Genomic DNA, 19,987 nt, shown 5'->3' with positions numbered 1-19,987 from the left:
TGGAACTAAGGCTGAACTAAAGGCCCTGGGTCTTTAAGCTCGCGGCGCCGGGCATCCGCTCCCTCCCGGTCCGAAGCGCGGCCCCCTCCCGGTGTGGCTTCCCGCCCCCGGGGGCGGTGGGTTTGCGCGCGGCGACCTCGCGCCTGCCCCGGTTCTCACGGCGCGACGCGGTTGGGACGCTGGATCGCGATGATCACGACCCTCTCCACCCGCACCGAGGCGCGGCTCTTCCGGGCCGGGAGCGCGCTGCTCGGGCTGCGGGTGCTCGACGACACCGTCCTGCAGCCACCCGCCGGCGTGCCGGTCACCGACCGACCGTTCGCCGCCCTCGTCCCGCTGGCGCTGCTCGCCGTGGCGGCGTGGGCGTACCCGCGGCTTCGGGGGACGGCACGCGGCGCGCTCGCGCTCCTGCTCGGGGTGCTCGGCGTCGCCACCGGACTCGACGCCGTCTACTACACCAGCGAGCTCGGCCTCTCCAGCGACGACGTGACCGGCTGGCTCGCCCTCCCCGCCACGCTGGGGCTGATCGGCCTCGGTACGGGCACGCTGTGGCGGACCCTCCGGCGTGGCGGACGCCGGCTCGCCCGCCGCACCGCCCTCGGCGTGGGGCTCCTCGTGACGGCTTTCATCGCCGTCCTGCCGGTCGGAGTCGCCTACGTGCACTCGCACACGGCACGGGCCGTCGTGCCGGAGAACCGCATGGGCGTGCCGGTGCGGGACGTCACCTTCACCTCCACCGACGGGCTGAAGCTGCAGGGCTGGTACGCCCCGTCGCGCAACGGGGCGGCCGTGATCGTCTTCCCGGGCCGCAAGGGCCCGCAGGCGCAGGCCCGCATGCTCGCCCGCCACGGCTACGGCGTGCTGCTGTTCGACCGCCGCGGCGAAGGCCGCAGCGAGGGCCAGCCGAACGGCTGGGGCTGGGGCGGCGGCCGCGACGTCAAGGGCGCGATCGCGTTCCTGGAGCGGCAGGGTGTCGACCGGATCGGCGGGCTCGGGCTCTCGGTCGGTGGCGAGCTGATGCTGCAGGTCGCGGCCGAGACGCCGGCGCTGGACGCGGTCGTCTCCGAAGGCGCGGGCGCGCGGACGATGGGCGACGAGCTCGACGCCGACCTGCGCTGGTACGACCACGTGGGCGCCGCGATCTCGTACGGCCTCCGTGACCTCACGCTGGCGATCGAGACCGGGGAGACGCCGCCGCGGCGCCTGGACGGCCTCGTGGAGCAGCTCCGGCAGCCGGCGCTGCTGATCGCCGCGCCGAACAGCCCCAACGGCGAGCGACTGAACCGCCGCTACACCCAGGGATCGAACGCCGAGCTGTGGGAGATCCCCGAGTCGGCGCACATCGGCGGCCTCCGTGCCCGCCCCGCGGAGTACGAGCGGCGCGTCGTCGGCTTCTTCGACCGATCGCTGTAGGACCCCTTAAACACAAACGCCCGCGGCATGAGCCGCGGGCGCCCGCGCAGAACTGGTGTGGTTCTTAGATCGACGTCACGTTGACGGCGTTCGGGCCCTTCGGGCCGTTCTCGGCCTCGAAGGAGACCTTCGCGCCCTCGGCGAGGGTGCGGAAGCCGTTGCTGTTGATGCCGGTGTGGTGGACGAAGAGGTCCTTGCCGCCGTCATCGGGCGTGATGAACCCAAAGCCCTTTTCGTCGCTGAACCACTTCACGGTTCCGGTAGCCATTGGTTGTGCCTCCACGGAGTTGTGTGCTGCGAACGCGGAGGAGCCATGAAGCAACTTGCGGGCGCTGCGCACTGCTTATGGCCAGGATTCGATTTCCCGGCCCGTACTCCACGTATTCTAGACAGATCCTGCTGCCTCATGCAGTGCTCACGCCTTAGGATGCCCCCACCGGCACCATCGAGGAGGGAGAGACGGGTGGGCGACCAGGAGCTCGAGTTCGCAGAACGGTGGCGCGACAACGCCTACGGATGCTTCTCATCCGGGCACAAGTTCTGCCGTGAGGTCTGCCCCGTGATGCAGGTCACGCGGAACGAGAACCACACGCCGACGGCCTTCCACGCGAGCATCGTCGCGATGGAAAAAGGCCTGCTAAACGTGGAAGATGTCGCCGACGACTTCGTCCATTGCACGCAGTGCGGCGCGTGCGAGCTGCGGTGTCCGAACACGCTGATGACGGGCGACTTCTACCGCCATCGCACCCGCACGGTGGACGTCGTGAAGGCCATGCGCGCGCTCATGGTCGAGACCGGAAATGAGCAGGAAGCGTGGAAATTGTGGAACGAACGCCTTGCGCTCGACCACAACGAACCCGTCCTCGGGGACACAAGAGTTTCACAAGAACATGTGGCCGACTGGGCGATCGGGCTGGACATCCCGGTCGGCGGGCAGACGCTCCTGTTCGTCGACTGCGAGGCCGCGTTCTTCCGCACCTCCTACACACGCGCGTTCGCGCAGCTGCTCCAGAAGGCCGGCGTCGAGTTCGGGCTGATGCGCGAGCAGTGGTGCTGCGGCGGCCCCGCGGCCGAGATGGGCTACCAGGACCTGGCGCTCAAGCACGCGACCCACAACGTCGAGGACTGGCGCGCCGTGGGCGCGACCCGCATCATCGCGCCCGACCCGCACGACTTCATCGCCTTCACCGAGGACTACCCCAAGTACTTCGGCGAGGCCTACGACTTCGAGATCGTGCTCGGCGTCGAGCTGATCAACGACCTCGTCAAGGGCGGCAGGATCGAGCTCACGCAGCCCGTCGAGCGCACCGTCACCTACCACGACCCCTGTCGCCTGAACAAGCGCAAGGGCGTCCACGAGGCGCCGCGTGAGCTCATCCGCGCCATTCCCGGCATCACCTTCAAGGACGTGGACCGCGTCACCCAGTGGTCCTACTGCTCCGGCGGTGGCGGCGGGCTGCCGGTGGCCAAGCCCGAGATCACGAAGGAGATCAGCCGCCGGCGTGTCGCGAAGGCCGCCGAGCTGGAGGTCGACACGCTGATCAGCGCCTGCCCGTGGTCCGAACGCCCGCTCTCCGAAGCCGGCCACGAGGCCAACCTCGGCGTGATGGACCTGTTCGAGCTGGTGGCGGTGAGCGCGGGGATCGAGCCGTGAGCCCCGTCGCCTTCAAGAGCGCCGTCGACGACCACGTCGTCGAGGAGCTCAGAGCGATCATCGGCGACGACGCGCGCGTGCGGCCGGACCAGTCCAGCCGCGCCTTCCGCAGCCGCGTCCCCGCCCCGTTCCCCGTCCACCGCTGGGCGGAGCACTACCCGGACGTCGTGATCCTCCCGAAGACGGCCATCGAGGTCTCCGAGGTCGTCAAGCTCGCGAACCGCCACAAGATCCCGATCGTCCCCCGTGCCGGCGGCACCGGCCTGAGCGACGGCGCCGTCCCGCTGCGCGGCGGGATCATGATCGACTGCAAGCTCATGAACCAGATCCACGAGATCGACCTCGTGGACCGCACGGTGACCGTCGGACCGGGCATCAACATGCTCAAGCTCAACGAGGAGCTCAAGCAGCACGGCGTCATCTATCCCGACGACCCGGCGAGCTACCCGTGCAGCCTCGTCGGCGGGCGCATCGGCACCGGCGGCTGGAGCCTGCTCGGCGCCCGCTACGGCCACACGCGCGACCTCGTCATCAGCATGGAGGTCGTCCTCCCCACCGGCGAGATCGTCGAGATCGCCGAGGGCGGCGGCCGCAAGCTGCGCAAGTCCTCCACCGGCCTCACGCTCAAGCAGCTGTTCACGGGCCACCAGGGCACGCTCGGGATCACCACCCAGGCGACGCTCGAGCTGGTGCCGCGCCCGGAGGTGGAGTTCGCCGCGTTCTTCGCCTTCGACGAGTACATCAAGGCGTGGGAGACGACGGGCATCCTCACCAAGTCCGGGCTGGCGACGATCGCGGGCGTCGTGCTCTTCGACGAGAAGAAGATCGAGTACCTGCGCCGCGACGACGAGGCCTACATCCCGCAGCCCGACACGGTCAACGCCGTCGTCGCGGTCGCGATGTACGGGCGCCGGTGCGAGGTCGAGCCGGCGTCGAAGGAGATCATGCGGCTCGGCAAGTCCAACACCGGCAAGTACCTCGGCGACGAGATCTCCGCCGGCGACTGGGCCTCACGCCACGACCGCTACGCCACGCCCCTCCACGGGCGGGACCTCGACGGCCAGGCCGTGCTCATGAGCTGGCACTGCGAGGACGCGGCGCTCAACTACTCCGTCCTCCCCCAGGTGCGCGAGGAGTGGCACGCGATCGTCGCCCGCTACCGCGAGCGGTACGGCATCTTCGACGACTGGGGCATGTTCGCCTACACGTCGGGCGCCCACAAGCCGTGGGCCGACTACCTGGTCGAGATCGACGTGGGCATCTGGGAGCAGAAGCTCAACGACGAGTACTGGGCCGCCTGGGTCGACTGCAAGCGCGAGATCGCGCAGGTCAGCCTCAAGTACGGCGGCTCGATCACCGCCTGCCACGGGGCCACGCGCGAAGGCGACGCCGACCTCGTCCCCGAGGAGATGGGCAGCGCCTGGCCGGTCGTGAAGGCGATCAAGCGCGCCCTGGACCCCAACAACGTCATGAACCCCGGCAAGCAGTCGCTCGACGAGGCCTACGAATGACGATCTTCCGCCTCGGCGAGCAGACGCCGCCGCCACCACGCCGCATCACCGACACCGTCGTCGAGCGCCTCGAGCATCAGTACGAGGTCGACCCCGATCTGATGCAGATCACCCCACAGCAGGACATGCCGGTCTGGGACTCCCGCCGCATCTTCAACGCCCGCTGGGACCACCTGGACTGGATGCACGCCCATTTCGCCGACGAGGTCCTCCTCGCCGGCGAGGAGTCCGAGACCATGGAGGAACACCCGTGAGGTTCAGCTACTGCATGCTGCCGGACTACCCGCTCGACGAGTGCATCGAGATCATCAAGACCGCGGACGAGCTCGGCTTCTACGCCGCGTACTCGGTCGATGAGACCTGGCACAAGGACCTGTGGGTGCTGTTCGCGGCCGCGGCGCGCGAGACGAAGCAGATCCGCTTCGGGCCGAACGTCACGCACGTGTTCCTGCGCGAGCCGACGCTCATCTGCCAGCAGATGGCGACGCTCGACGAGCTGACCGGCGGTCGCACCGAGATCGTCGTCTCCACCGGCAACTTCGGCCTGCTGTCGCAGTACAAGATCGACTGGGAGGGCCAGAAGCCGCTCTCACGCCTGAAGGAAGCGATCCACGTGATGCGCACCTTCCTGAGCGAGGGCGCGATCACCTTCGACGGCGACTTCTTCCAGTACAGCGGCCTGTACACGTTCGCCAAGCCCGTCCAGGACGGCGGCATCCCGATCAAGATGGGCGCGATGAAGGGCCCGCGCTCGTTCCGCACCGCGGGCGAGATCGCCGACGGCATGCACCAGGCGCTCGCGTACAGCCGCGAGGCCTACGACTACTCGTCCGGGCTGCTCAGGGAGGGCGCGGAAAGGGCGGGCCGGGACTACGCGAGCCTCGACAACGGCGCCTGGGTCGTGACCGTGGTCTCCGAGGACAGCGAGGCGGCCAAGCGCGCCGCACGCATCCTCGTCGCGTTCTACATCTCCTCGATGCCCGCCGAGCAGCTCGCCCGCCACGGGATCGACGCGAGCGAGCTGGCGCCGGTGGTCGAGGCGCTCGGCGGCGGCGACGTCAAGAAGGCGATCAGCCTGTTCGAGCCGCACTACGCGGAGAAGCTGAGCCTCGCGGGCACGCCGGAGGAGGTCGTGGAGAAGATCAAGACCGACCTCGAGCCCGCCGGCGTGAACCACATGATCCTCGCGCTCAGCGACCCCGCGCTCGTGAAGCTGTTCAGCGGCGAGGACGTGCCGAACGTCCCCGACATCCGCGGCCAGCTCAAGTTGGTCAACGAACGCGTGATGCCGGCGTTCGGGTAACCGCACCCCCGGACTCGCGGTGCCACGGCGGCAGGGGGAGGGAGCGCCGGAGATGATCGTCATCAATGGCTGCTCTGACCTCCCCCTCCCGCTCCGATTCCGTCGGCTATGGCGTCACGCTGACCTTCGAGACGCTGGGTGCAGACGCCCCGTTGCGCGTTCGTCCCTGGGACGACACCCTCCTGCGCGTGATCGACGGTGTGATCGCCCTCCGCTTCGACGGTGAGGAGCGTCTCCTCTCCCCCGGCGGCGAGGCGATCGTGCCCGCCGGCTTCCACCACACGATGTGCGCCGTGACCGGCGAAGCCCGGATCGTGATGGGCTACCGCCGCGCGTTCAAGGGCGCGGCGTAGCGGTGATCGCGTCGATCAGCCCGTCCCACCCGGCGACGAGCTGATCGAGCGAGTACCCGAGCAGCCTGCGCATGCGCAGGTGGTACGCCGGGTCCAGCATCGCCAGCAGCGCCTCGGCCGTGTAGCGCGGGTCCAGGTGCGGCGTGGCCTCCTCGAGCAGGATCCGCAGGTGCGTCGAGTAGAGCCCGAGCACGCCCGCCGACTCCTTGACGCTCGGCGCGGCCGCGACCATCAGCGGCGCGTGCGTCTCGAGCAGGTCGAGGAAGCCCGCGCCGAACGCGTGCAGGCGCTGCGCGGCCGGGATGCCCGGGCCGAGCGGCGGCGGGCCGGCGATCAGCGCGTCCTGGAAGTCCTTGGTCTGGTCGTCGAGCAGCGCGAACGCGAGCCCGGCCCGGTCGCCGAAGCGCCGGTACAGCGTGCCGGTGCCGACGCACGCCGCCTTCGCGACGTCCTCCATCGAGACGGAGTCGATCCCGCTCTCGGCGACGAGCGTGCCCGCAGCCGCCAGGATGCGCTCGCGATTGCGGGCCGCATCGGCCCGCTCACGGGGCTGTTCCTGAAACTGCGGGAGCTCGAACATCAGACCTCGACCGGAGCCGTGACCTCCCGCACCAGATCGGCGATCAGGTCCGTGTAGCGCTGCGTGAGCTCGGGGTCGTTGAGGGTGCCGTCGTCGGCGAACGCGTAGTCGGCCAGGCCGACCGGCAGCTCCGTCTCGACGGGGTGCGCGCCGGAGGCCTTGAGGGCCTTGCGCGCCTCGGCCTGCGCCCACACCGCGCCGAACAGGCCGGTGCTCGCGCCGACGACCGCGACGGGCTTGTTCTTGAGCACGTTCTCGGGGAACGGGCGTGAGGCCCAGTCGAGGGCGTTCTTGAGCGCGCCCGGGATCGACGCGTTGTACTCCGGCGTGGCGATCAGCAGAGCGTCAGCATCCACGATCGCGCGGAAGAACTCCAGCACGGACTCGGGCGGATCGTTCTCCAGGTCTTCGTCGAAGGCCGGGATGCCCGCGAGGTTGTCCCACTCCACCAGCTCGACTCCAGACGGGAGCAGGTCGCTCGCCGCCTGGAGGAGCCGGCGGTTGTGGGATCCTCGGCGCAGGCTGCCGGCGATGCCGAGGATCCGCATGGCTGCTTAGGCCTGCTCGACGAGCGCGAGCTCGATGGTCAGCGTGACCTTGTTGGCCAGCGCGACGCCGCCCGACGGCAGCGGGGCGTTCCAGTTGATCTCCCACTCGGTGCGGTCGATCTCGGTCTCGAGGTTCAGGTGCGCGCGGGTGTTGCCGAACGCGTCCGGGGCCGGGGCGACCCAGGTGCCCTTGGCCGTGACCGGCTTGGTGATGCCCTTGATCGTCAGGTCACCGGTGACCTCGACCGTGTTGTCGCCGGCGACGTCGAAGCCGGTCGACACGAAGGTGATCTCCGGGTGCTTGTCGGCGGCGAAGAAGTCGTCGCTGAGGACGTGCGCGCGGAACTGCTCAGGAGTGCGGATCGAGATCGACTCGACCTGGGCCTTGCCCTCGAGCTTGCCGTCGGTCAGCGTCGCCTCGACGGCGTCAAGCGTGCCCTTGAAGAGCGAGACGCCCTGATAACGGACGGCGAACGCGAAGTTCGAGTGGACCGGATCGGCGTTGAAGGTACCGGCGAGGGGGCTGGCGGTGGTGCTCATGCGGGGCTTCCTCCAGGGAAGTGAATGTCTCTGACGACCCGTAAACGGAATCGATTCCGCTTACGTGCCCCACTGTAGCGCATCCAATTCCATATGCAACTAGTCGGAAACCAGATCGGTTTTCGTGCATACCTTTCCGGCGGGACCGCTGATGCGCACCATCACGTGGTCGGCGCCCTTGTAGTCCCGCATCCGGTGCGTGTAGGTGAACGGGCCGTGCCGCTTCCCGCGCCAGGCGACGTGCCCGTCGTGGACCACAACCACCCGCCAGTCGGCGGGCTCGGCGACCGTGATCGTCGCCGCGAGCTCGCCCTCCGACGCCCGCAGGTCCAGCGTGAGGCAGTCCGCGGCGGCCCGGACGGTCCCGCAGCCGGCGAGGAGCAGGACGAGCAACGACAGGCAGCGGCGGCGCATGCCACCGCAAGGTGTCAGCGCCCCGGTCGGGGACTCAATGCGACTTTCGGCCCACTCCGTGGCGCTCGGCCCAGAGCGCGGCCTGCGTGCGGTCGGTCACGTCGAGCACGCGGAAGATCCGCGTCAGGTGCGACTTGACGGTCTTCTCGCTGATCTCCAGCCGGCGCGCGATCAGCTTGTTGGGGAGGCCTTCCACGAGCGCGTCGAGCACCTCGCGTTCGCGCTGGGAGAGCCCGGCGAGCGGGTCGGGTTCCGAACGCGCGCTGAGCACGGTGCGCGCGGCGCGCGGGTCCAGCGGCGACTCGCCCCGGGCGGCGGCGCGGATGCCCTCGGCCACGTCCTCGGACGCGGCGTCCTTAAGCAGGTAGCCGCACGCGCCCGCCTCCAGCGCGCCGAGGATCCGCTGGCGATCGCTGAACGCCGTGAGCACGAGGACGTTGGTCTGCAGAGCGGCGAGGATCTGCCGCGTCGCCTCGATCCCGTCCACGCGCGGCATGTCGAGGTCCATCAGCACCACGTCGGGCGTCAGCCGCTTGGCCAGCTCGACCGCCTCGGCGCCGTCGGCGGCGGTGCCGACCAGCTCGACGTCCTCGAGCCCGCCGATGAGGCGGCCGAGGCCGTCGCGGATCACGCCGTGGTCGTCGGCGAGCAGGACGCGGATCATCGGGGGAGCTCCAAGATCACGGTGGTGCCCTCTCCGGGCACCGGGCGAACGAGGAGCTCGCCGCCGGACTGCTCGACCAGGTCGGTCAGCAGCGACAGGCCCACGTGCCCCTGCGCGGCACGGGCCGCCTGCTCGTGCGCGTCGAACCCGCGGCCGTTGTCGGCGACGGTGAGCGTGGTCGGCGTGACCGTGACGTCGACGCGGGTCGCGCCCGAGTGCGCGACCACGTTGCGCAGCGCCTCACGGGCGACGCGGTACACGAGGTCCTTCGCGTGCGGGTCCTCCTCCACGTGCAGGTGCGTCTCGATCCCGGCCTTGCGGAGCGGGCTCAGCAGGTCGTGCAGGACGGGTTCCAGGCCCGCCGTCTCGAGCCGCGGCGGGTGGATCTCGACCAGCAGCGTGCGCATGTCCCGTACACCCTGACGCAACGTGTCGACGGCATCGTCGACCACCCGCGCCTCCTCGTCGTTGCCGCGCCGGCGCGCGTCGGCGGCCAGCGGGGCGAGCCCGAAGGCGACGCCCGCGAGGTCCTGCACGACGCCGTCGTGGAGGTCGGAGGCGATCCGGCGGCGCTCCCGGTCTGAGGCCTCGATCGCGCCCGCCAGCAGGCGCTCGCGCTCCTCGTGGCCGCGCTGGAGGTTGCGCGCGAGCCGCCAGGCCAGCGGGGCCTGGAACAGCAGCAGCACGAGCAGGCCCGCGAGCACCGGCCGCGCGAGCGTCTTGAGGATCTCCGTCGCGGACGCGTTGATCGAGCTGAAGCGCTGGTAGATCTCGAACAGGACCTGCGTGCGGTCGGGCGTGCGGATAGCCGTGTGCGCCTCCAGCAGCTTGCCCTCCTGGCGCTCGTAGCGGTTCTCGGGCTCGGACAGGTCGCTGAGCTCGGCGTCGGCGCCGCCGGTCTCGAACAGCTCGGCCTCCTCCTCCCCCAGCTCGAACTGCTGCCCGATCAGGCGCGGCTCGTCGGAGTAGAGGATCGTGCCGTCCCGCGCCCACACCTTCACGCGCACGACGGTCTCGCCCAGGATCTGGCCTTGGACGATGTCGTCGAGCCGGCGCAACGCGTCCGGCTCGCCGGTCAGCACGCCGTTCTCCAGCGCCGCGGCCTCGATCAGCTTGCCTTCGAGCAGCACGCGCTCGCGGGTGTCGCGCTCGGCCTCCTGGGTGGCGACGTCACGCAGCGCGAAGAAGCCGCCGACCAGGATCACCGCGATCGCGGCGAGGCTGCCGAGCATGAACCGCGTCACGGCGGACGCGACGCGTGGGGGTGCCGAGCGACGCACCCATGCAGTTTTACGGGGTGTGGGCGAGCAACTCCCCCAGGCCCGTGATCTCCACGGCCTGGCGGACCGGGCCGTCACCGGCCACGATCTCGAGCGTGACGCTGCGGGCTCTCAAGGTGCTGCGCAGCTCCAGCAGCCCGCCGAGCCCGGTGCTGTCGATGAAGTCGACGTCGCTGAGGTCGAGCCGCAGGCGATCGCAGTTCTCGCACGACTCGGTGACGGCCGCGCGCAGGTCGCCGACGGTCGAGAGGTCGATCTCGCCGGCGGCGGTGACGATGACGGTGGAGCCGTCACGAGAGGTCCGGATGGTGAGGTCGTCGTCCATGCGTGGCGGTTCAGTACCCCCTCGGTGGCGAGTTCCAACGCCCTGACTTATCGTTTGGCTGGCTGATGACACACAGTGATCTCTCGGACGTCCAGATCAGGGTCCGTGCTTTGGAGAGCGCGCTCGTCGCCGGTGGCCACGTGGACCCCGCCGCGCTCGACGCGCTCGTCGAGACCTACGAGCACCAGGTGGGGCCGCACAACGGGGCGCGCGTGGTCGCGCGGGCGTGGGTCGATCCCGGCTATCGGGAGCGGCTGCTGGCCGACGCGACGCCCGCGATCGCCGAGCTCGGGATCCGCGGCCGCCAGGGCGAGCACATGGTCGCCGTCGAGAACACGCCGGACGTGCACAACCTCGTCGTCTGCACGCTCTGCTCGTGCTACCCGTGGAGCGTCCTCGGGCTCCCGCCCGTCTGGTACAAGAGCGCGCCCTACCGCTCGCGGGCGGTGGCCGATCCGCGCGGCGTGCTGACCGACTTCGGCGTGACGCTGGGCGCGGACGTGTCCGTGCGCGTGTGGGACTCCACCGCCGAGGTCCGCTACCTCGTTATCCCTCAACGTCCAGCTGACAGTGAGGGTATGACCGAGGACGAGCTGGCGGCGCGCGTCACGCGCGACTCGATGATCGGCGTCGGGACCCTGTGAACGGCGCCCACGACATGGGCGGCGTGCACGGCTTCGGGCCGGTGGTGGCCGAGGTCGACGAGCCGCTCTTCCACGCCGAGTGGGAGAAGCGCGTGCTGGGCCTCGTGCTCGCCTTGGGCGCGGGCGGGAAGTGGAACATCGACATCTCGCGGTTCGCGCGCGAGAACCGGCCGCCCGCCGAGTACCTGTCGCTGAGCTACTACGAGATCTGGCTGGCCGGGCTGGAGCGGCTGCTGGAGGAGCGCGGGCGCCCCACGCGGGTCCTGGCCGCCGCGGACGTCCCGGCGACGCTCGCCCGCGGCGGCCCGGTCGATCGCGAGCCGACCCACGAGGCGCGGTTCGCGGTCGGCGACGCGGTGGTCACGAAGAACCTCAACCCGCACGGCCACACGCGGCTCCCTCGCTACGCCCGCGGCAAGCACGGCGTGATCGAGCGCGTCCACGGCTTCCACGTCTTCCCCGACGTGAACTCGACGGGCACGGGCGAGGACCCGCAGTGGCTCTACCTCGTGCGCTTCAGCGGCAGCGAGCTGTTCGGGCCGGACGGCGACCCCGGCTCGTCGGTCTCGATCGACGCCTTCGAGCCCTACCTCGAGCCGGCGTGACGCAGTTCGAGGAGCCGTGGGAGGCCGAGGTCCACGCGCTCGCGACGTTGCTGAGCGACCGCGGCCTGCTCACCTGGCCGGACGTCTCCGGCCGCACCTCCTACCTGGAGCTGCTGGCCTCGATCGAGCGCGTCGTCGTCGAGCGCGACCTGGCCTCGTCCGACGAGCTGTCGTCGCTGCGCACCGCCTGGGACCGAGCGGCGCACCGCACGCCGCACGGCACCCCGATCGAGCTCACCCAGGCCGACTTTGATCCAGCAGCCCCGGGGGCAGCACCGAAGTCGCCGAGTCGGTGATCTCGATCCGCGCGAGGCGCCCGTAGAAGTCGAAGTGCAGGACGATCGACTCGAGGGCGGGCGGACCGTCGGCGACCTCGTCCAAAGCGATCGACTCGCGGATCTCCCCGCCGCCCGAGAAGTCCAGCAGCGCGCCGCCGTCCTCGCTGACCGTCAGTCCGATCTCCGCCATGGCGCTCCTCCTCAGGTCACGCTGAACCCACCGTCGACATCGAGGATCGTGCCAGTGATCCAGCCCGCGCGCGGCGAGGCCAGCCACGCGATCGCGGCCGCGACGTCGTCGCTCTCCCCCAGCCGCCGGGTCGGGTAGGCCTGGGCCATCGCCTCGGCGCGCTCCTCGAAGTCCGGGCGGTCGGTGTAGGCGAGGTCGGTCTTGACCACGGCGGGCAAGACGGCGTTGGCGCGGATGCCGTCCGGGCCGTACTCGACCGCGAGCGCTTTCGTGAGCGAGACGATCCCGCCCTTGGCGGCCGCGTAGGCGCCGATCCCCGGCACGAGCTTGTGCGCGAGCGTCGAGCCGACGTTGACGATCGAGCGGTCGCCGTCGGCCGCGAGCAGGTGCGGGAGCGCGGCGTGCAGGATCCGGAAGTGGCCCGTGAGGTTGGTCGCGAGCTGCTCGTCCCAGACCTCCGGCTCGATCTCGTGCAGGCGCCGGTTGCGCCGGATCGAGCCGGCGTTGTTGACGACGACGTGGAGCGCGCCCAGCGCCTCGACCGCCTCGGCGACGATCCGCGGCGCGTCGGTGACGATGTCCCCGGTGACGACCAGGGCGCCGGTCTCCTCCGCGATCGCCTCGCAGGGCCCGCGCCGGCGGCCCGTGACGACGACCTGCAGGCCCTCGGCGACGAGCGCCCGCGCCGCCGCCGCGCCGATGCCCGTCCCGCCGCCGGTGATGAGCGCGCCGCGCGTCATGCCGGCCACGTGAAGCGGGGATCGCGCGTGTAGTCCTGCCGGCGCGTCTCGAGCGCCAGCGCGATGTGCTCCGGCGCGTCGTCGCCGACGATCAGCCGCAGCGGGCCCGACTCGGCGTCCACGTGCGCGAGCAGGGCCGCGGCGGCGGCGCGCGGATCGGGCTCCCCGGTGGCCTCCTCGGGCACGGGCCAGGGCACCTCGGCCGTGCCGAACAGCGCGGTGCGCAGCGGGTCGTAGTCTCGGTTCGGCGTCGCGAAGGCCATGCTCGAGCCGCCCCAGTCGGTGCCGAAGCCGCCGAGCTCGGCGATCGTCACGCGGACGCCGAAGCCGGCGACCTCCGCCGCGAGCGCCTCGCTGAAGCCCTCCAGGCCCCACTTGCTCGCGTTGTAGAGGCCGAGCAGCGGCACCGTGCCGACCGCGCCGGTGGTGGAGACCTGGACGATGTGGCCGCTGCCCTGCGCGCGCAGGTGCGGCAGCACCGCCTGGCAGACCCAGAGCGGGCCGAGCAGGTTGACGTCGAGCTGCCCGCGCGCGTCGGCCTCGGAGACCTCCTCGGCGCCACCGACGAGCCCGTAGCCCGCGTTGTTGACGACGACGTCGAGGCCACCAAACGCGGCCCACGCCTCCTCGACGGCCGCGAACACGGCGGCGCGGTCGCGCACGTCGAGCGTGAGGACCCGCAGCCGGTCGCGCTCGGGCAGCGCCGCCGGGTCGCGGACGGTGGCGACGACCTGGTCGCCCGCCTCGAGGGCCGCCTGGGCGAAGGCGCGGCCGAGACCCCGGCCCGCACCCGTGATGAGCCATGTGCGCATCAGCGGAACCGTAATGCGCCGTCGTCGAGCGAGCCGTGCCGGAGCGTGATCACGTCCTGCGCGTAGTTCATCCCGAGCTTCCATGGCGCGTCGGCACCCGCCTGGGGGAAGAGATGCAGCGAGCGCTGGACGTAGCCCGCCTCGAAGTCGAGCAGCGGCTTGCGCTCGGTGTGAGGCTCGTCGACCGGCGTGCAGGCCGTGTAGCCGTGCTGCCCCATGTGCGCGAGCACGCGGCACACGAACTCCGCCACCAGGTCGGCCTTCAACGTCCAGGACGCGTTCGTGTAGCCGATCGTGAACGCGAAGTTCGGCACGCGGCTGAGCATCATGCCCTTGTAGGCGAGATGGTCGGGCAGGTGCACGGGCGCGCCGTCGACGACCAGCTCGATGCCGCCGAACGCCTGCAGGTTCAGGCCGGTCGCGGTGACGATCACGTCGGCCTCGAGGTGCTCGCCCGAGGTCAGCTGGAGGCCGCCCGCCGTGAAGCGCTCGATCGTGTCGGTGACCATCGAGGCCTGTCCCTTGCGCAGCACGCGGAAGAGGTCGCCGTCGGGCACGAGGCACAGCCGCTGGTCCCACGGGCCGTACGTCGGGTTGAAGTGCCGGTCGACGTCGAAGCCGGCCGGCAGGCGCGCGCTCACGCCCTTGCGGATCAGCCGCCGCATGAGCTTCGGGAAGCGCTGGGAGGCCTGGTAGACGAGCGTCGAGACCGCGACGTTCTTCCAGCGCGTGACCTGATAGCCGCGCTGGTCGCCGAGCCGCTTGCGCAGCTTGATCGCGAGCTTGTCGCGCGACGGCAGCGAGAGGATGTAGCTCGGCGAGCGCTGCAGCATCGTCACGTGCGCGGCCTGCTCGGCCATCGCCGGCACGAGCGTGACCGCGGTCGCGCCGGAGCCGATCACGACCACGCGCTTGCCCGTGTAGTCGAAGCCCTCGGGCCAGAACTGCGGGTGGATGCGCTCACCCTCGAAGTCCTCTGCGCCGGGGAAGGCCGGCAGGTAGCCCTCGTCGTAGCGGTAGTAGCCGCCGCACACGTACAGGAACGCGCACGAGAGCGGCTCGTGGCCCTCGACCTCGACGGTCCAGCGCCCGTCCGCCCACGACGCCCGCCGCACGCGGTGCCCGTAGCGCACGCGCTCGTCGATGCCCGCCTCGCGCGCGGTCTCGCGCACGTACTCGAGGATCGACGGCCCGTCCGCCAGCGACTTCTCCGCCGTCCACGGCTTGAAGCGGTAGCCGAGCGTCTGCATGTCCGAGTCCGAGCGCACGCCCGGGTAGCGGAACAGGTCCCACGTGCCGCCGATCGCCTCGCGCGCCTCGAGGATCGCGTAGCTGAGCCCCGGGAGGCGGTCCTGCAGGTGGTGGGCGGCGCCGATCCCCGAGAGACCGGCGCCGACGATCACGACGTCGACATGCTCCAAATCACCGCACAGTGAAGCGCAGCGTGCTCGCGGGGCCGCCACCGGCGCTGAGCTTGGCGGTGTAGACGCCGGCCTTCAGCCCCTTGCCGAAGGCCACCGTGACCTTCGCGGCCTTCGGCTTGATCGTCACCTTGCCGGCCGCGACCTGCGCGGTGCACTTGCGCCCCTTCTTCGCGCCGGCCTTGCACTGCTTGCCGACCTTGCGTCCGGCGGCCGCACGCGTGAGCGTCACGGTCACGGTGGCCTTCTCGCTCAGCACGAGCGAGAGCCGCGTGCCCTGCTTGCGCTTGAACGTCTTCTTGGCGAGCTTGGCCGAGACCACCCGCGGTTTCGGCACCGCAGGCGTCGGCGTGGCGGTGGGCGCGGGCGCGGCCGGCGTCGCCACCGGCGGCGTCACGACCCCCGGACGCGCCGGCACCACGGCCACCATCTCGCCCACGCGATGGGCCTTCGTCAGCGGCGCCGCCGCGATGATCGAGCCGAGCGCGGCCACACGCACGAACTCCTCGTTGGGCCCGCCCGGGTCGAGCACGACCACGTCCCCGGGCTCGAACCAGCCCTGCGCGCCCGGCACCAGGATGAGCGCGCTCATGTCGTTGATGTCGATCCGCGTCTCCCCCGCCGCGACCGCCGTGCGCACCGACGTCTGCGGGAGCGTCGTCACGGTCTGGCCGCCGGGCAGCGTGTACGGCCGCCAGCCGCCCGCCTCGGTCCACTCCTCGAAGCTGCCGTCGAGGTTGCGGCGGATCAGCCGCGCGTCCGGGGAGCGCGAGAGGATCGCGCCGTCCTCACCGCCGGGCGTGATGTACGGCCGCTCGACGACCGTCTCGGGCGCCGGGATCACCGGCACCTGGCCCGCCACGACCTTCGTCGCCTCCATCACCATGTCGGTGCCGACGAGCGTCATCAGCCCCTCGGCGAGGCGGCTCTTGCGCGAGTCGAAGTACGCCGCGCGGCGCGTGCCGTCGGGCCCATAGGCGAGCAGCGCGCGGCCCTTGCCGTTCGCGAGGTCGAAGTCGAAGAGGTACTTCGCGCGCTCGGCGGCGTTGTCCCAGGTCAGCGACTCCGGGTGCTGGAAGCCCATCGTCGCCAGGTCCTTGTAGACCTCCAGGCGCCGCTCCAGCGAGAGGATCTGACCGTTCTCGTCGAGCACCGCGATCGGGTCCATGTCGCCCGTCATCGCGCGGTAGCGACCGTTCTCCTTCACGCGCGGCTGGAAGGCGGGCAGGCCGTCCGTCGTCATGTCCAGGTCGCCCTTGCCGACGACCGTGAGCTCGAACTCGGCGTCCGTCCACACGCCGTCGGCCGCGGGCAGCCCGTTCTCCGTCGGGTTGACGCCGTACTTGGTCGACGGCTTCGGGATCTTCCCCGACTGGCCGTAGCCGAGCATCGCCTCGAGGTCCTTGCCCTCCCACTCCTTCTTGCGCTGCTTCCAGCGCTCCTCGACCATCCGCCGCACGTCGGCACTCTTGCCCGCGAGCTTGGCCTCGACCACGGACCACTCCGGCATCTGCTTGAGCATCGCCGTGTCCAGGTGGTTCGGGTGAAAGCCGAGGAAGTCGACGTCGAGCGAGGAGACGTTCTTGGCCTTGACCTTCTCCCACTTGGGGAGCATGCCCTCGGCCAGGCGGCGGATCGAGCCGGGCGAGCGCTCGCGCACCGCGATCACGACCTTCTTGGCCTTGGCGTACGCGATCAGCTGCGAGTCGATGATGCCGTCGATCCCCCACAGCTTGCGGGCCAGCAGCGAGGAGATCTCGTCCCCCGGGACGAGGCCTTCCAACCCCTTCGCGAGCAGGCGGCCGGCCCGCGTCTCGCCGAGCTTGGCCGCCTTGCGCAGCATCGCCGGCTTGCCGCCGTACTTGAGCAGCTTGCACGCGGCGAGCGCGGGCATCGCGGCTTCGAGCGCGATGTCGGGAGCGAGCGTGCCGAGCAGCGTGCCGGTGGTGCGCGACATGTCCTGCCAGGTGGCGTTGTCCCACGCCTCGCTGGTCTTGATCATGCCGGTCGTGAGCGCCTGGTCGGAGACCCGCAGCGCCTCCTCGGCGCTCAGGCCGGCCATCTCCTGCAGCGTGTAGGCGATCTCGCTGCGCGTGCGCGCGACGGCCTCCGGGACCTCCTCGTGGATGAACGCGATGACCCGCTGCAGGTACAGCGACTTCGGCGTCTCCGCGAACGTCTGGGCCGAGGCCAGCGCCGCCGCCGCGCTCTCGTACGCCCCGGTCACCCGCGCGCCGAACGCGCGCGCCGCGCTGTCGGTCATCAGCCAGCCCGCCTCGCTGAGCGAGAACGGGTCGTTGACGGGCTGGGTGAGGTCGATGCTCGCCGTGCGCTGGTCGGCGCCGGGCGCGATGACGATGTCGCCCGTCGCGAGCTTGCGGTTGCCCGCGGACTCGTGGACCTCGCCGACGATCCCGATCTCGATGCTGCCGCGCGTGCCGCCGTCGGCGGTGGAGCCCATTGAGGCCTGCACGTCGATCCGCTCGCCCGGCTCCAGGCGCTTGTACACGCCGCACGTGCACTGGCCGGGCTCGAGCAGCGACGACAGCTGGCCGTCGACGACGTTCTCCTTGCGCTTGGCGAACACGAAGACGGTGACGTCGGTGTCCGGGCTGAGGTTCTCGACGTGGCCGGTGTAGCTCCAACGCTGGCCGGCCTTGATCGACACGTGGGACACGTCCTCGGCGGTGAGCGCGACCAGCTTGGGCTGGTCGATCCGGACGGCACCCGCGCCGTTGCCGGAGATCTCGCGTCGCGGGAGCGAGCCGGCCTCGACGGCCACGCCGCGGGCGACGGCCGTGACGTCGACGATGGCCTTGTTCGCCGCGTCGGCCATGAAGGTGAGGTCGGTGGCCTCGCCGGCAGCCAGGTTGCGCACCGGCAGGTCGTGCGCCGTGGCGTTGGTGAGCGGCGTCTCGGGCGGGCCGACGGCCTTGGTGAGCTGCAGCGGGAACGGCGCGGACGGGTTGTAGCCCGTGGCGGTGCGCAGCGCGGGCGACAGGTTGAGCTTGAGCGACTCGGCCGCCTGGCCGGAGACGTTGCGCACGCGCACGGTCAGCGTGACGGGCTGCTTGATCGGCTTGCCCTTGCTGTCGACCTCGAGCTTGAGCTCGGCCGGCGCGGCGGTGACCGTGACCTGCAGGTCCTGGCCCGTGCGGACCAGGTAGGAGCCGGTGTCCGCGGCGGCGCCCCCGGCCGCGTCCTTGCCGGTGACCGCCGACGTGAGCGCCAGCTCCCCGCGCGTGCGGGCCCTCACGCGCACGTCGAAGTCGACGTGCTTGCCGGGCGCGAGCGTGAACGCCGTCGGGTTCGCGGGCAGCTCGAGATCGACCTGCGCGTCACCGCCCGCCTTCAGGAGCTGCCCGCCCGTGAAGGTGATGCTCGACAGGTCGCCGACGCCCTCGTCGCCGGTCGAGGAGACGCGCACCTTGGCGTTGACCCAGGTGTCGAGCGGCATCCGCCCGCCGGACAGCGCGCCTTCGTCGATCGAGACGCCGACGTCGAGCGCCGGCGCCGGGATCTCCAGCGTCTTCGTCTTGCGGTACGGCGTGTTGTTGATGTCGAGCGCGCGGTGGACGACGGAGTACGTGCCGGGCTTTTCGTAGGTCGTGCGGCCGATCGTGAAGTCGCCGTCGGTCTTGCCGTTGCCGTAGTCCCAGCTCAGCCGCAGCGGCTGGACGGCGGGCTCGGCCACGATCCGCGAGTGGAACGTGTACTCGCCGCGGCCGACGCGGGTGATGTCGAACTCGGCCGGGAGCACCTGCTCGCAGTCGGCGGTGATCGTGTCGCCCTCGGTGGGGGTGAAGTCGGTGACGAGATCGACACCCTCGCGGCAGTTGAACTTGTCCGCGCCGGGGCCGCCCGTGAGGACGTCGTCCAGCTGACCGCCGGAAATCTGGTCGTTCCCGCTCCCGCCGTCGATGACGGCCTTGTCGAAGACGCCCGCCACGAGGTAGTCGTCGCCGCCGCGGCCGAAGATCGTCTGCACTCCGCCCCGGCCGCCGTAGACCGTGTTCGGGCCCTCCGTGCCGTAGACCGTGTGCGTGCCGCCCGGCGCCCCGAGGCTGGTGTCAAGCTCGACCCATTCGAAGTTCTTGGCCGAGTACGAGGTGCCGGGCGCGCCGTTGGCGGTGACCGTGCCCGCGGCGAGGTCGATCGTCCAGCCGCCACCGCTCGCGAGGTACGTGAAGTGCGGGGCGATCATGTCGGTGCCCTCGCCGCCGTCGATCGGCCCGCGCGAGCCGTACCCGCCGACCCGCACGTTGTCGTTGCCGCCGCCCGTGTTGATCGAGGTGACGTTGACGCCCCCCGACGCCGGCGAGCCGATGTAGATCGTGTCGGGGCCGGTCCCGCCGCTGAACGTCACCGAGGACGGCGGCGTGAGGCACGACACCCGCCCCGTGCCGCCGGACTCGCACGGATCGCCGTCCAGGATCGACCCGATCACGCTGGACGGACCGAAGTTCGGCGCGCGCGTGAAGGTGTAGAAGGACGGGCCGTTGTAGTAGCCGCCGCCCGTCACGCTCACACCGCCGCCGTTGGGGCCCGAAGAGGCGGTCAGCGCTGCCCCGACCCCCGACATCGAGAGCGTGGTCTGCGCCTCGGCGCTGGCAGGCACGGCGAGGAGCAGGGCCGCGAGCGCGGCGACCAGGGAGCGCATGGGCGCGAGCCTAAATGGACCTCGCGGTCCGGCCCTCCCCCCAAAGGATGAG

At 71.0% G+C, this 19,987-nt stretch carries 22 protein-coding genes; 9 read left to right on the top strand and 13 right to left on the bottom strand.

From position 1 onward, the window contains the following. Positions 1-189: 189 nt before the first annotated feature. Positions 190-1,413 (top strand): alpha/beta hydrolase, encoded by a 1,224-nt coding sequence (locus tag OJ997_RS06790; RefSeq protein ID WP_270024307.1) that lies wholly within the window; start codon positions 190-192, stop codon positions 1,411-1,413. Between the two features lie 64 nt (positions 1,414-1,477). Here OJ997_RS06790 and OJ997_RS06785 read toward each other — a convergent pair whose 3' ends face one another. Continuing rightward, positions 1,478-1,681, bottom strand: a complete 204-nt coding sequence (locus OJ997_RS06785; RefSeq protein ID WP_121258458.1) for a cold-shock protein — start codon at positions 1,679-1,681, stop codon at positions 1,478-1,480. Positions 1,682-1,840: 159 nt separating this feature from the next. Between OJ997_RS06785 and OJ997_RS06780 the strand changes: the two genes are divergently transcribed. From OJ997_RS06780 to OJ997_RS06760, 5 genes are all read left to right on the top strand, one after another. After that, entirely contained in the window at positions 1,841-3,067 is a 1,227-nt protein-coding gene (locus OJ997_RS06780) for a (Fe-S)-binding protein (protein ID WP_270024306.1), read from the top strand. Beyond that, the gene (locus OJ997_RS06775) at positions 3,064-4,578 is read left to right on the top strand and encodes an FAD-binding oxidoreductase (RefSeq protein WP_270024305.1); all 1,515 of its coding nucleotides are present in this window, start codon (positions 3,064-3,066) and stop codon (positions 4,576-4,578) included. Before OJ997_RS06780 ends, OJ997_RS06775 begins: the two co-directional genes overlap by 4 nt. After that, complete coding sequence (locus tag OJ997_RS06770; protein ID WP_270024304.1) at positions 4,575-4,832, top strand: hypothetical protein; 258 nt, start codon at positions 4,575-4,577, stop codon at positions 4,830-4,832. Before OJ997_RS06775 ends, OJ997_RS06770 begins: the two co-directional genes overlap by 4 nt. Further along, positions 4,829-5,881: an LLM class flavin-dependent oxidoreductase gene (locus OJ997_RS06765; protein WP_372517873.1), complete on the top strand. Its 1,053-nt coding sequence runs from the start codon at positions 4,829-4,831 to the stop codon at positions 5,879-5,881. The genes OJ997_RS06770 and OJ997_RS06765 overlap by 4 nt, the downstream gene beginning before the upstream one ends. A 65-nt stretch (positions 5,882-5,946) precedes the next feature. Further along, positions 5,947-6,234, top strand: coding sequence for a hypothetical protein (locus tag OJ997_RS06760; protein ID WP_121258468.1), 288 nt, complete (start codon positions 5,947-5,949; stop codon positions 6,232-6,234). Here the strand turns inward: OJ997_RS06760 and OJ997_RS06755 are convergent. From OJ997_RS06755 to OJ997_RS06725, 7 genes are all read right to left on the bottom strand, one after another. Continuing rightward, complete coding sequence (locus OJ997_RS06755) at positions 6,218-6,814, bottom strand: TetR/AcrR family transcriptional regulator (RefSeq protein WP_270024301.1); 597 nt, start codon at positions 6,812-6,814, stop codon at positions 6,218-6,220. The genes OJ997_RS06760 and OJ997_RS06755 overlap by 17 nt on opposite strands. After that, positions 6,814-7,362 carry an NADPH-dependent FMN reductase gene (locus OJ997_RS06750; protein ID WP_270024300.1) on the bottom strand — a complete coding sequence of 183 codons (549 nt, stop codon included), beginning with the start codon at positions 7,360-7,362 and terminating at the stop codon, positions 6,814-6,816. The genes OJ997_RS06755 and OJ997_RS06750 overlap by 1 nt, the downstream gene beginning before the upstream one ends. 6 nt (positions 7,363-7,368) lie before the next feature. Further along, entirely contained in the window at positions 7,369-7,902 is a 534-nt protein-coding gene (locus OJ997_RS06745) for a YceI family protein (protein WP_270024299.1), read from the bottom strand. A gap of 99 nt (positions 7,903-8,001) precedes the next feature. Beyond that, entirely contained in the window at positions 8,002-8,316 is a 315-nt protein-coding gene (locus tag OJ997_RS06740; RefSeq protein WP_270024298.1) for a hypothetical protein, read from the bottom strand. A gap of 34 nt (positions 8,317-8,350) precedes the next feature. Further along, on the bottom strand, positions 8,351-8,980 hold the full coding sequence (locus OJ997_RS06735; RefSeq protein WP_270024297.1) for a response regulator: 630 nt from the start codon (positions 8,978-8,980) through the stop codon (positions 8,351-8,353). Continuing rightward, positions 8,977-10,260 (bottom strand): sensor histidine kinase, encoded by a 1,284-nt coding sequence (locus OJ997_RS06730; protein ID WP_270024296.1) that lies wholly within the window; start codon positions 10,258-10,260, stop codon positions 8,977-8,979. Before OJ997_RS06730 ends, OJ997_RS06735 begins: the two co-directional genes overlap by 4 nt. Before the next feature lie 10 nt (positions 10,261-10,270). Further along, on the bottom strand, positions 10,271-10,585 hold the full coding sequence (locus OJ997_RS06725; protein ID WP_270024295.1) for an STAS domain-containing protein: 315 nt from the start codon (positions 10,583-10,585) through the stop codon (positions 10,271-10,273). Positions 10,586-10,650: 65 nt separating this feature from the next. Here OJ997_RS06725 and nthA point away from each other — a divergent pair, with 65 nt between their 5' ends. From nthA to OJ997_RS06710, 3 genes are read left to right on the top strand one after another with little or no spacing between them, the layout of a single operon-like run. Next, positions 10,651-11,229, top strand: a complete 579-nt coding sequence (gene nthA / locus OJ997_RS06720; RefSeq protein WP_270024294.1) for a nitrile hydratase subunit alpha — start codon at positions 10,651-10,653, stop codon at positions 11,227-11,229. Next, positions 11,226-11,834 (top strand): nitrile hydratase subunit beta, encoded by a 609-nt coding sequence (locus OJ997_RS06715; protein ID WP_270024293.1) that lies wholly within the window; start codon positions 11,226-11,228, stop codon positions 11,832-11,834. Before nthA ends, OJ997_RS06715 begins: the two co-directional genes overlap by 4 nt. Then, complete coding sequence (locus OJ997_RS06710) at positions 11,831-12,130, top strand: hypothetical protein (protein ID WP_270024292.1); 300 nt, start codon at positions 11,831-11,833, stop codon at positions 12,128-12,130. The genes OJ997_RS06715 and OJ997_RS06710 overlap by 4 nt, the downstream gene beginning before the upstream one ends. On the opposite strand, the gene OJ997_RS06705 is transcribed toward OJ997_RS06710, so the two are convergent. Genes OJ997_RS06705 through OJ997_RS06685 form a run of 5 tightly spaced genes read right to left on the bottom strand, consistent with a single transcriptional unit; the run spans position 12,069 to position 19,935 of the window. Further along, the gene (locus OJ997_RS06705; RefSeq protein ID WP_270024291.1) at positions 12,069-12,302 is read right to left on the bottom strand and encodes a hypothetical protein; all 234 of its coding nucleotides are present in this window, start codon (positions 12,300-12,302) and stop codon (positions 12,069-12,071) included. The two genes, OJ997_RS06710 and OJ997_RS06705, sit on opposite strands and share 62 nt — an antisense overlap. An 11-nt stretch (positions 12,303-12,313) precedes the next feature. Next, positions 12,314-13,042 carry an SDR family NAD(P)-dependent oxidoreductase gene (locus OJ997_RS06700; RefSeq protein ID WP_270024290.1) on the bottom strand — a complete coding sequence of 243 codons (729 nt, stop codon included), beginning with the start codon at positions 13,040-13,042 and terminating at the stop codon, positions 12,314-12,316. Further along, positions 13,039-13,854 (bottom strand): SDR family NAD(P)-dependent oxidoreductase, encoded by an 816-nt coding sequence (locus tag OJ997_RS06695; RefSeq protein ID WP_270024289.1) that lies wholly within the window; start codon positions 13,852-13,854, stop codon positions 13,039-13,041. Before OJ997_RS06695 ends, OJ997_RS06700 begins: the two co-directional genes overlap by 4 nt. Further along, positions 13,854-15,275, bottom strand: a complete 1,422-nt coding sequence (locus OJ997_RS06690; RefSeq protein WP_270024288.1) for a flavin-containing monooxygenase — start codon at positions 15,273-15,275, stop codon at positions 13,854-13,856. The genes OJ997_RS06695 and OJ997_RS06690 overlap by 1 nt, the downstream gene beginning before the upstream one ends. 1 nt (position 15,276) lies before the next feature. After that, the gene (locus OJ997_RS06685; RefSeq protein ID WP_270024287.1) at positions 15,277-19,935 is read right to left on the bottom strand and encodes a calcium-binding protein; all 4,659 of its coding nucleotides are present in this window, start codon (positions 19,933-19,935) and stop codon (positions 15,277-15,279) included. Positions 19,936-19,987: the final 52 nt, after the last annotated feature.

This window comes from Solirubrobacter phytolaccae (assembly GCF_027587195.1).
GTDB lineage: Bacteria > Actinomycetota > Thermoleophilia > Solirubrobacterales > Solirubrobacteraceae > Solirubrobacter > Solirubrobacter phytolaccae.
This window is presented reverse-complemented; position numbering and strand designations above follow the sequence as displayed.